The sequence below is a fragment of the Micromonospora sp. D75 genome (assembly GCF_018070405.1).
Lineage (GTDB): Bacteria > Actinomycetota > Actinomycetes > Mycobacteriales > Micromonosporaceae > Micromonospora > Micromonospora chalcea.
Genome location: NZ_JAGPXV010000166.1, coordinates 1 through 9,864 on the forward strand (window position 1 = coordinate 1; position 9,864 = coordinate 9,864).

11 protein-coding genes are annotated in these 9,864 nt (G+C 70.4%); 6 read left to right on the forward strand and 5 right to left on the reverse strand.

All coding sequences use genetic code 11. The features are described from left to right. The first annotated feature begins 1,056 nt into the window (after positions 1–1,056). Together KBX39_RS12795 and KBX39_RS12800 are read left to right on the forward strand one after the other, a co-directional pair. Positions 1,057–1,644, forward strand: coding sequence for a Panacea domain-containing protein (locus KBX39_RS12795; protein ID WP_043329544.1), 588 nt, complete (start codon positions 1,057–1,059; stop codon positions 1,642–1,644). Beyond that, positions 1,641–2,222, forward strand: coding sequence for a Fic family protein (locus KBX39_RS12800; protein WP_210870633.1), 582 nt, complete (start codon positions 1,641–1,643; stop codon positions 2,220–2,222). The genes KBX39_RS12795 and KBX39_RS12800 overlap by 4 nt, the downstream gene beginning before the upstream one ends. 207 nt (positions 2,223–2,429) lie before the next feature. On the opposite strand, the gene KBX39_RS12805 is transcribed toward KBX39_RS12800, so the two are convergent. Next, complete coding sequence (locus KBX39_RS12805; RefSeq protein ID WP_082930880.1) at positions 2,430–2,636, reverse strand: DUF397 domain-containing protein; 207 nt, start codon at positions 2,634–2,636, stop codon at positions 2,430–2,432. Beyond that, complete coding sequence (locus KBX39_RS12810; protein WP_043329540.1) at positions 2,627–3,394, reverse strand: Scr1 family TA system antitoxin-like transcriptional regulator; 768 nt, start codon at positions 3,392–3,394, stop codon at positions 2,627–2,629. Before KBX39_RS12810 ends, KBX39_RS12805 begins: the two co-directional genes overlap by 10 nt. 314 nt (positions 3,395–3,708) lie before the next feature. Between KBX39_RS12810 and KBX39_RS33285 the strand changes: the two genes are divergently transcribed. Beyond that, the gene (locus tag KBX39_RS33285; protein WP_247660140.1) at positions 3,709–3,918 is read left to right on the forward strand and encodes a hypothetical protein; all 210 of its coding nucleotides are present in this window, start codon (positions 3,709–3,711) and stop codon (positions 3,916–3,918) included. 26 nt (positions 3,919–3,944) lie between these two features. After that, on the forward strand, positions 3,945–4,199 hold the full coding sequence (locus KBX39_RS33290) for a hypothetical protein (RefSeq protein WP_247660141.1): 255 nt from the start codon (positions 3,945–3,947) through the stop codon (positions 4,197–4,199). Positions 4,200–4,236: 37 nt separating this feature from the next. Here the strand turns inward: KBX39_RS33290 and KBX39_RS12820 are convergent, their stop codons facing one another. Beyond that, a complete protein-coding gene (locus KBX39_RS12820; RefSeq protein WP_069089052.1) occupies positions 4,237–4,818 on the reverse strand; it encodes a TetR/AcrR family transcriptional regulator in 582 nt (193 codons plus the stop codon). A gap of 182 nt (positions 4,819–5,000) precedes the next feature. Between KBX39_RS12820 and KBX39_RS12825 the strand changes: the two genes are divergently transcribed. After that, on the forward strand, positions 5,001–6,455 hold the full coding sequence (locus tag KBX39_RS12825) for an MFS transporter (RefSeq protein WP_210870635.1): 1,455 nt from the start codon (positions 5,001–5,003) through the stop codon (positions 6,453–6,455). 66 nt (positions 6,456–6,521) lie between these two features. On the opposite strand, the gene KBX39_RS12830 is transcribed toward KBX39_RS12825, so the two are convergent. Next, positions 6,522–7,307 carry an SGNH/GDSL hydrolase family protein gene (locus tag KBX39_RS12830; RefSeq protein WP_069089050.1) on the reverse strand — a complete coding sequence of 262 codons (786 nt, stop codon included), beginning with the start codon at positions 7,305–7,307 and terminating at the stop codon, positions 6,522–6,524. A 195-nt stretch (positions 7,308–7,502) separates the two neighbouring features. On the opposite strand from KBX39_RS12830, the gene KBX39_RS12835 reads away from it, so the two are divergent. Then, complete coding sequence (locus tag KBX39_RS12835) at positions 7,503–9,038, forward strand: M1 family metallopeptidase (protein ID WP_069089049.1); 1,536 nt, start codon at positions 7,503–7,505, stop codon at positions 9,036–9,038. A 52-nt stretch (positions 9,039–9,090) separates the two neighbouring features. Here the strand turns inward: KBX39_RS12835 and KBX39_RS12840 are convergent, their stop codons facing one another. Then, positions 9,091–9,618 (reverse strand): hypothetical protein, encoded by a 528-nt coding sequence (locus tag KBX39_RS12840; RefSeq protein ID WP_043329534.1) that lies wholly within the window; start codon positions 9,616–9,618, stop codon positions 9,091–9,093. Positions 9,619–9,864: the final 246 nt, after the last annotated feature.

Here is a 9,864-nt window from a genome sequence, read left to right on the forward strand (position 1 = left end):
CAACCACGAGATCGGCGGCGACGAGCCGTACCCGGTGCCGGCGCTGCCGGGCCGCACCCGCCTGCCGTCCGGTGCCGACTGCGAAAGGTGTGGCCCGACAAGGACAACACCTGGAAGCGGACCAGCCTCGCCTCGGTCATCGAGCGCATCGAGGTCTCGCGTCATCCGGGCAGGTGTGGCCAGCAACCTCACGCCGCGCGGGGCGAGGATCGCAAGGCGTTAACTCAGCGGCTCAACCTGCGCCAACACCCGCACCCACCAGCGCCTCTGCAACAATCTGAGGGGCCTTCCCCGCTCGTCGCGCCGGTGGCACCGGTCGGGTATGCTGCCCGGCAGAAACGATAAAGCCTACGAAGCCTACGACGTCCTAAAACGCAAATAAATCTGACGCCTGCAAAGCGGACAAAGCGTAAACGGTCCATAGCCACGCCCCTGGCTTGAAGAGGGCTGCCCCGTCAGGTACTTGCGTAAGGACAGATCCTTGGGACTCGTTGCCCTCGTTCCTGCAAACCCGTGGCTTGCCGCCGTCCTCGTCGCGGCCACCGTGGCCGTCCCGGTCGCGGGGAAGGTCATCATCACGGCCCTCGCCCTACGGGGAGCTGACCCGAAGGACCGGCCAAGCATCATCAAAGCCTTGGCGGAGCTGTTCCGCTGGTGGCGACGACGGTAGCTCCGACACCCTGGTTCGAGGGGCGCTCAGGACGTGAGCCCTGCTCGCCGACGGGCTAGAACAGCTGCCGGAAGGGCAGGGCTGACGATCCTGCGGTCGCGATCTTGAGCCCTACCTCCGATGCATGAAACGCGGACATGTCGTCGGGACGTTGTTCGCCAACATCCAGTTGCCGGGGTACGTGTTCGCGATCACCGGCCCGTGAGGGCGGCCGAGTAGGCGCACCGCTGAGACGGCAGCGGCCGGCGGTTCCCGGGCGGGAGCCGCCGCCGGCCGGGCAGTGCCGGTATGCGGCGGACGTCCCATTCGACACAGCTCCGCGGGTCGCCTGGCCAGGCGGATCATCGGTACGCTCTGAGCAGGGCCGAAGAAGGAGGTGTCCCCCGATGGCCAACGCACACGACGTTGCCGCGGCGGTGCTCGCCGAGGTCGGCCGCGTCACGGCGATGAAGCTGGAGAAGCTCGTCTACTACTGCCAGGGGTGGCACCTGGCCCGCACCGGAGCACCGCTGTTCGCCGAGCCGATCGAGGCCTGGCGGGAAGGCCCTGTCGTTCCCCTGCTCTACCGGCAGCACCGCCAGCAGCTCTACGTGTCGGATTGGCCGCTCGGGGATGCCTCCCGGCTCACGGACGCCCAGCTCGACTGTGTCCGCTGGGTCACCCGCGAGTACGGAAAATTCTCGGCGGCCGAGTTGTCGACCATGACGCACAACGAGCTGCCGTGGCGAGCCGCTCGGGGGGCACTGCCCGAGTCCGCCAGTTCCTCCGAACATCTCGACACCGACCTGATGCGGACCTACTACGCGAGGCAGATGGCGAGCACAGAAACGGCTGTCGCCCTGGCCACTGCGAACGCCGCGATCGAGGGCGAGGAGTTCGACGAGGAGTGGCAGGAGCGCCTTCGCGATGTGGCCTCGGGTCTGGTGAGCGCTGAGGACCTGATCGCCGAAGAGATCGCCCGCCTGCGCGGATGACCGATCCGTACTGCTGGCCGGGTACGGATTGCCTGGCCAACAAGTTAGGCCTGAGGGATGCCGCCGCCCTACGCGACGCCGAGTTCCGCCTCGTCTCGATCCGGGACGTGCAGGCCGCTCGGACCATCATCCCTGGCAACTACGGTTTGGGTCACCTCCAGGCGTTCCACCGCCATCTCTTCGGTGACCTGTACAAGTGGGCGGGTCAGACCCGTACGGTCGACATCAGCAAGCCCGGGGCCCGTTTCTGCCACTGGCGGTTCATCGACGACCAGGTGAGTACCGTCCTCACCGGACTGTCCGAGGACGGTTTCCTGCTCGGGTTGAGGCGCGAGGCGTTCGTCGAGTCGCTCGCCCACTACTACGGGGAGCTGAACGTCTGCCATCCGTTCCGGGAGGGCAACGGACGGACCCTGCGCGCCTTCCTGCGCCAGCTCGGCGCCGCGGCCGGCTACCTGCTCGACTGGTCGGAACTCGATGCGGCGCACAACATCGCCGCTTGCGTCCAGCACCTGAACACCGGCGAGACGGACCTCCTGACGGCAGCGCTCGATCCCGTCGTCCGGCGGATCAGCTGAGCCACGCTGCTCAGTCATAGATCCTGGAGGGTATCTCCTGTGCCGCTTGACGCATGCGTTCGCGCAGCTTGACCCGACGACCGCGAGGCCACTGCTGCTCCACCTGAGCACGTTGCCTCCCCGCGCGAGCGCAGCCCTCGGCGGAGACCGCCATCCCCCGCCGGGCCAGTTCGGCATCGAGATCTTCACCGAGCGTCGGTGCTGGTGTCATCGACGCTCACTGACGCCGATCTCCTTGGCCAGGTCGACGAATCCCTGCCAGGCCGCCGGCGCGAAGGCCAGCGTCGCGCCGGCCCGGTCCTTGGTGTCCCGGACCAGCACGACGCCCGCGAGGTTGTCGGCGACCTCCACACAAGAGCCGCCGTTGTTGCCGCTCTTCGTGCTCTTGCGCCATCGCGCAGCGGTCATGTCCATGATCCTGCCGCTTCCATGATCAGGTCTAGTGACTGGGTTCGGGAGAGGGCCTCGCCCCTGATGCGCTCCCACCTACGGCTGAGCGTAGCAACGGCCGCAGCCTCATTAAGTAGCTGCGCGGACGCCTGGCTGTCGACGTGCGCGACATGTTCACCGGTGGGCAGTTCGGCGAGGATGAAGCCGCCACCGAGCCCCGGATACATGCCGATGTCCCTCGGCACGACGTGTATCTGCACACCGGGCAGGGCTGCGCAGTGGACCAGGTGCTCAAGCTGCTCCCGCATCAGCTCCCGGTCGCCGTAGGCCGACTGATGCAGTACGCCCTCGAAGATGACCGCGACGACCAGAGGCGGCCGGTCCCGACGGAGGATCGCCTGTCGTTCGAGCCGCGAGGCGACCAGCTCATCGATTTCCGCTGCGGTCAGCGCCTCGCCGGTCAGCGTCGCGCGTGCATATGCCTCGGTCTGCAACAGCCCGGGCACCCATGTGTGCTCGAACCAGCGGATCGACACGGCGTCCCGCTCCCAGTCGACCCACTCACGCAGCCACGGCGGTTCACGGCGCTTGAGGACGTCCGGCCAAAGATCCCCGACGTCCCGGCCGAGGAGCGCCGCCACCTGGGCACGTCGCCGAGGCTGCGGAATACGTCCCGGAGAGACCCAACGGGCCGCCGTCTTCGGATCCACGCCGGTCTGAGCTGCAAGGCTCTCCGCCGTCTCACCGGCTTCGGCCATCGCCACCTGGAGCGCGTGGTTCATCCTTCCTCCCTCATGGACGTCCCGAACGTCTCGGCACCATACATCAACGCTGTGTATTGATCCCATAGCTCTCGGCAAGCTGACCTCCAGGCGGCACAGCCGGTGCTCGGACGTCCGGCGGCCACAGGACCAGGGATGTCGGGCGAGCCGCCCGACGCAGCCCCCCCTGGCAGGAGAGGAAACTCATGCCCGACAGCAGGCCGAGGGCGGGTCGACGCGACGCAACGGCGAATGACAGCCCGCTCAAGGCGGGAGACCTCCTCTGCCTCGACCGCAGGGCAAGCGTTCAGTTCTTTCGCCCTATCACCGTTCGCGTGATCCGGGAGATCGAGGATCGCCAGCCGTACGACGGCTGGGCATGGATCGAGGCGTACGAGTTGAACGCCCGAGGCACCGCAGTCGCCAAGCGGGAACTTTTCGTGTATTTGGCTGGTCTGCACCGACTGGAATCAACAACTCGGGAGCGCATGTCCAGCAGCAGCAGCCGCACTTACGCGGCCACGCGGCTGCGAGGGCTGGGGTGAGCACGGGCGCTCGCGCGCATCTGCCTATGCGCCCACTCTGGATCTGCAAACGCTGCGCTTATCCGTGGCCGTGCGCGGAGGCTCGACTCGCACTGCTCGCCGAGTACGCGAACGATCGTGTCGCCCTGTCGATCCACCTGTGTGGGCAGCTCTATGACGCAGCCCACGAGCTACATCGCCTCAACCCGTACGAGGCTCCCAGCCCACAAGTGTTGTTCGCTCGATTCGTCGGCTGGGCACGGCCGCGCCCGCCACTTCCTCCCGTGCCGAGCAGCCCTTGATGCGTCACGTCGACAGACGGCCGGGCGACGAGACGTATCAGGTCACACGGGCCGGCGGGCGCAGGCCGTCCAGCGCGATGGCCAGGACGCGGTCGCGCTGGGCCGGGTCCGGGAACTGGTACGCGGCCAGCCCGCTGATCAGCCGGATCACGTCGTCGAAGCCGGCGTCGGGCCGGGCGGCCCCGGCCTCCTGGGCGCGGCGCAGCAGCGGCTCGCCGGTCGCGTAGATCTCGGTGCGGCAGCTGCGGAACACCTCGGAGTCGTGCACCAGCTCCTCGGCCAGCGCCCGCTTGGTGGCCACGTAGGCGACGAACCGGTGCAGCCAGCCGACCAGGGCGTCCCAGGGCGGCTCGTCGGCCAGGTCGGCGGCGGAGGCGCTGAGCGCGCGCACCTCCTCGACGTAGACCGCCTCGAACAGGTCCCGCCGGTGGGGGAAGTTGCGGTAGAGCGTGCCGATGCCCACGCCGGCCCGGCGGGCGATCTCCTCCAGCGACGCGCCCGCGCCGTGCTCGCCGAAGACCTCACGGGCGGCGGCGATGAGCGCGTCGTAGTTGCGGCGGGCGTCGGCCCGTTTCGGGCGGCGGGAGAAGACCTCACCGGGCATGTCGGCGTCGGTCATGACGCGCGTCACCCCTTCCGTCTTGCAACCGGAGGCAACCCTCCGCTAAGTTAATGGAGGCAAGCCTCCGGTTGCTGACCGGAGCCACCCCTCCGGATAGCTTACTCCGGACTTCCGGCCGCCACCGCCGCAGGACCGCGCGAGCGGCCACCAGTCTCGTACCGAACGGGGAGTCGTCCCACATGATCCACTCAACCCGGCGCGGCTCGCGCCGGCTCACCTTCCTCGTGCTGGCCGCCGGCACCGGATTCTTCGCGATGCTCCAGTCGCTGATCACGCCGGTGCTGCCCACCATCCAGCACGACCTCCACACCTCGCCCAACACGGTGACCTGGGTCCTCACCGCGTACCTGCTCTCCGCGTCCGTCTTCACGCCGATCATCGGCCGCGTCGGCGACATGGTCGGCAAGGAGAAGACGCTCGTCTTCTCGCTCGCCGCGCTCGCGCTGGGCTGCCTGCTGGCGGCCGTCGCCCCCAGCATCGGCGTGTTGATCGCCGCCCGCGTGGTGCAGGGCATCGGCGGCGCCGTCTTCCCGCTGTCGTTCGGCATCATCCGCGACGAGTTCCCGGCCGCCCGGGTCAGCTCGGCGGTGGCCTCGATCTCCGCGGTCGTCGCAGTCGGCGGCGGGCTGGGCGTGGTGCTGGCCGGGCCGATCGTGGCCACGCTGGGCTACCGGTGGCTGTTCTGGATCCCGCTGGTGGTGGTCGGCCTGACCGCGCTCGCCGCGCACCGGTTCGTGCCGCGCTCGCCGGTACGCACCCCGGGCCGGATCAACTGGCTCAGCGCCGTACTCCTGTCCGGCTGGCTGGTGGCGCTGCTGCTGCCGGTCAGCAAGGGCGCCGCGTGGGGTTGGGGCTCCGGCCGGGTGGTCGGGCTGCTGGCGCTGGCCGCGGTGCTCGCGGTCGCCTGGCTGGCGACCGAGGCCCGGGCTGCGAACCCGCTGATCGACCTGCGGATGATGCGCCTACCGGCGGTCTGGACCACGAACCTCGTCGGGTTGCTCTACGGCGCCTCGATGTTCGCCGTCTACGCCTTCCTGCCGCAGTTCGCGCAGATCCCGACCAGCGCCGGCTACGGCTTCGGCGCCAGCATCACCCAGGCCGGGCTGCTGATGCTGCCGATGCTCGTCGGCATGTTCGTGGCCGGCCTACTGTCCGGACGGCTGCAGTCCCGGTTCAGCGCCAAGGCGCAGCTGAGCACCGGCGCGGTGTTCAACGTCGCGGCCGCCGCCATGCTGACCGTCGCGCACGACACCCGCTGGCAGGTCGGTGTCGCCGGTGGCCTGGTCGGCCTCGGCATCGGGCTGGCGTTCGCCTCGATGGCCAACCTGATCGTGGCGAACGTGCCGGCCGGGCAGACCGGCGCGGCGACCGGCATGAACGCCAACATCCGTACCATCGGCGGCGCGATCGGCGCGGCGCTCGCCAGTGCCGTGATCACTGCGAATCCGCAGCCGAGCGGGCTGCCCCGGGAGGCCGGTTTCACGGCGGGCTTCCTGCTGCTCACCGGTATCTCGGTGGCGGCGGCGCTGGCCGCGCTCGCCGTACCCTCCGGCCGCCGCCGGTGGCCGCGGCGACGGATCGGGCCGGCGGTGCCGGACCTGGCGCCGGCGCCGGAGCTGGTCCCGGCCCGCTGACCCCATGGGGTACGCGGACGGAAGCCCCGCCCGGCGCCGGTGCCGGGCGGGGCTTCGCCGTGCCGGTCAGCCGATGGCGGCGGTCAGCGCGGCCAGGTAGCCGTAGCGGTAGCCGTTCGCGTTCGGGTGGTACGCCTCGATCACGCCGCTGACGTCACGGATCCACGGGTCGGCGGCGCACACGCCGTGCCCGGCGAAGAACGGCCGCGCGTCAACGAACGTGCCCCCGGCCGCGGCAACCCGGCCGGAGATGACGCCGTTGAGCGTGTCGGCGGCCTGGTTGAGGATGGTGCGCTTGTAGCTGCTCATGGCGAGCAGGCCGCAGGAGCCGGTCTCGAACAGCCGCGGGTAGCCGAGCACCACCAGCCGGGCGTTCGGGGCCCGGTTGCGGATCGCGGTGTACGTGGCGTCGAGCCGGGCGGGCAGCGTCGCGGTGGCGAACGCCTTCGACTCGTTGACCGCGCTCTCGCAGCTCGACGTGCTGCCGAACCGGCAACTGGTCATCACGTCGGCGAAGCCGGCGTCGTTGCCGCCGATGGTGATGGTGACCAGCGTGGTGCTGCTGCTGAGCTGGCCGACCTGGTTGTTCAGCACGTCGGCGGTGACCGCGCCGCCGCAGGCCGGGAACTTGAAGCTGGTGACCGAGTGGGCGGCGGCCCAGAGCGGGGCGTACGACTTCTGGCTGCGCAGGCAGGTGGACAGGTCGTACGGGCCGGCGCCGACCCCGGAGGAGTAGGAGTCGCCGAGGGCGACGTAGTTGACGGTGGCCGCCCGGGCGGCGCCGGGCAGGAGCACGGCGCCGAGGACGGCCGCCAGGACGGCGGCGAACACGGTACGGACGCGACGGGGCATGGCAGAGCCTCCACGGGGCAGGGTGGTGGAGCCCGTTGACCGCGCGCGTGGCCGAGGGATCGGTGCTGTTACTGGTCGGTAATGCTATCGAAACATTTGCCGAAATTGAATAGCCGAGATCGGCCGGACGGGACAGATGCGTTCACATGCGTCGATTAGCTTGGCGGTGACGACACCCGACGGAGGGAGTCCCCCGTGCGACGCGCACTCACGGCGGCCATCGCCGCCCTGACCCTCACCGCGGCCGGCACCACAGTAACCGGCGCGCCCGGCCAGGCCGCCCCGGCCGGATGGGGCCGGCCGCAACCCGCGGCGGCCACCCCGACGCCCGGCAGCCCCGGGCTGGGCGACAGCTACTTCCCCGACTACGGCAACGGCGGCTACGACGTCGGGCACTACGACATCCGGCTGCGCTACGAGCCGGCCACCGACCGGCTCACCGGCACCACCACGATCCTGGCCACCGCCATCAAGGACCTGTCCCGGTTCAACCTGGACTTCGTCCTCGCCGTCGAGTCGGTGCGCGTGAACGGCTGGGTCGCCACGTACACCCGGGCCGGCGACCACGAGCTGGTGATCACCCCGGCCCGGCCGCTGACCAAGGGGCAGCAGCTCACCGTCGTGGTGAAGTACGCGGGCGTGCCGTCGCAGACCACGGTCCAGGGCTACACGGCGTGGACCCGTACCGCCGACGGGGCGCTCGCCGTCAACGAGCCCGAGTCGGCCTGGTGGTGGTACCCGAGCAACGACCACCCGAAGGACAAGGCCACCTGGGACATCTCCGTCTCGGTGCCGACCGGCGTCGAGGTGATCAGCAACGGCGTGCAGCCGCGCGACCCGCTGCCCGAGGCCGGCAACCGCACCCGGTGGAGCTGGCGCAGCGTCAAGCCCGGCGCCACGTACCAGGCGTTCCTGGCCATCGGACAGTACGACATCGTCACCGACGTCGCGCCGAACGGCCAGCCGGTGGTGAACGCGTACAGCACCACGCTCGGCGAGCGCCTGCCCGCCGCGCGGGCCAGCATCGAACGCACCGCCGAGATCGTCGACTGGGAGAGCGGACTGTTCGGCCCGTACCCGTTCGAGGCGCAGGGCGGCGTGGCCGGGCCGGTCGACGGCATCGGCTTCGCGCTGGAGACGCAGACCCGCCCGGTGTACGGCCCCGGCTTCTGGCGGCGCGGCGCCAACCCGTACGTGGTGGTGCACGAGAACGCCCACCAGTGGTTCGGCGACTCGGTGTCGGTGGCGGACTGGCGGCACATCTGGCTCAACGAGGGCTTCGCCTCGTACGCCGAGTGGCTCTGGTCCGAGGAGCAGGGCGAGGGCACCGCGCAGGAGCTGTTCGACTTCACCTACGACAGCTACCCGGCCGACTCGGAGTTCTGGCAGGTGCGCCCCGGCGACCCGGGCCCGAGCGGGATCTTCGACGACGCCGTCTACGACCGGGGCGCGATGGCGCTGCACCAGATCCGGCTCGCCGTCGGCGACGCCGCGTTCTTCCGCATCCTGCGTACCTGGACGGCCAAGCGGCAGTACGCCAACGGCACCGTCGCGCAGTTCCAGGCGCTCGCCGAGCGGATCTCCGGGCGGGACCTCGACGCGGTGTTCACCACCTGGCTGTTCACGCCCGGCCGCCCCGACGTGACCGCCGCCGCGCGGACGACCGCCGCACCGGCGCAGCCGGCCTCGTGGACGAGGATCCGCGCGGCGCACGACCTGCTCGGCCGCTGACGGGGCGCCGGCCGGGCCGCCCCCCCCCCCGGGGGGCGGCCCGGCCGGCCAGTCAACCGGCGGTCGGCACGGGTGCCGCAGTCGACGCCGTCCAGGGCTGTGCCGCCTCGACCGCGCGGATGTGGCGGTAGGCGAACCAGAGCGGCGGGAACGCGCCGACCGCGAACGAGAGGTCGACGAGCGTCCAGAACCAGGGGATGTCCCGGATCGGACCGCAGATCACCGCCAGCGGCACGATGCCGGCGCAGGCGATCATTCCGACCTGGACCACCCACACGTTGCGGACCGGATCACGCAGCGGCCCCCAGAACGCCACCGCGAGCACCAGGTGCGCGAAGGCCAGCCAGTCGGTGCCGTACCGCAGGAACGGGTAGTCCTCACCGGCCGCCACCAGTCCGACGTGGACCCGCTCGATCCAGTCGACCAGCGCCGGGAACTGCCCGGCGAGCGGGTCGGACGCCGCCAGCAGCCAGCGCACCTCGACCTCCAGCGGGAACGCGGTCACCCCGCTGAGGAAGAGCCCCGCCACCACCAGCCAGAGCCAGCGGCGGATGCGCCGCAGGCGTACCTCGACGTCCATGGCCGCAGCCTAACGACGGTCGTCGTGCCGCCGGGGCCCCGTCCGGCATGACCTGGGCCACCCTTCCCGGACGGCCGCGCGGCGGCGGCGGGTGTTAAGAAGGGCCCCCTCCTCTACCTGAGGCGTTAAGTGAGTGTTTGAGATTCCGGCTCAGGTGTGGGTTGCCTGGGCCGGTTTCGTGTGTCGGGCCAGGCGGGTGACCATGACGTGGATCATGGCCCAGGTGACGAAGGCGGCGTGGCTTGT

Excerpts from the sequence above, each read along its gene's own strand:
- KBX39_RS12810 (WP_043329540.1), bottom strand. The coding sequence starts at position 3,394 with ATGAACCACGCGCTCCAGGTGGCGATGGCCGAAGCCGGTGAGACGGCG.
- KBX39_RS33290 (WP_247660141.1), top strand. The coding sequence starts at position 3,945 with ATGCGCCCACTCTGGATCTGCAAACGCTGCGCTTATCCGTGGCCGTGC.
- KBX39_RS12825 (WP_210870635.1), top strand. The coding sequence starts at position 5,001 with ATGATCCACTCAACCCGGCGCGGCTCGCGCCGGCTCACCTTCCTCGTG.
- KBX39_RS12820 (WP_069089052.1), bottom strand. The coding sequence starts at position 4,818 with ATGACCGACGCCGACATGCCCGGTGAGGTCTTCTCCCGCCGCCCGAAA.
- KBX39_RS12795 (WP_043329544.1), top strand. The coding sequence starts at position 1,057 with ATGGCCAACGCACACGACGTTGCCGCGGCGGTGCTCGCCGAGGTCGGC.
- KBX39_RS12830 (WP_069089050.1), bottom strand. The coding sequence starts at position 7,307 with ATGCCCCGTCGCGTCCGTACCGTGTTCGCCGCCGTCCTGGCGGCCGTC.
- KBX39_RS12805 (WP_082930880.1), bottom strand. The coding sequence starts at position 2,636 with ATGGACATGACCGCTGCGCGATGGCGCAAGAGCACGAAGAGCGGCAAC.
- KBX39_RS12800 (WP_210870633.1), top strand. The coding sequence starts at position 1,641 with ATGACCGATCCGTACTGCTGGCCGGGTACGGATTGCCTGGCCAACAAG.
- KBX39_RS12840 (WP_043329534.1), bottom strand. The coding sequence starts at position 9,618 with ATGGACGTCGAGGTACGCCTGCGGCGCATCCGCCGCTGGCTCTGGCTG.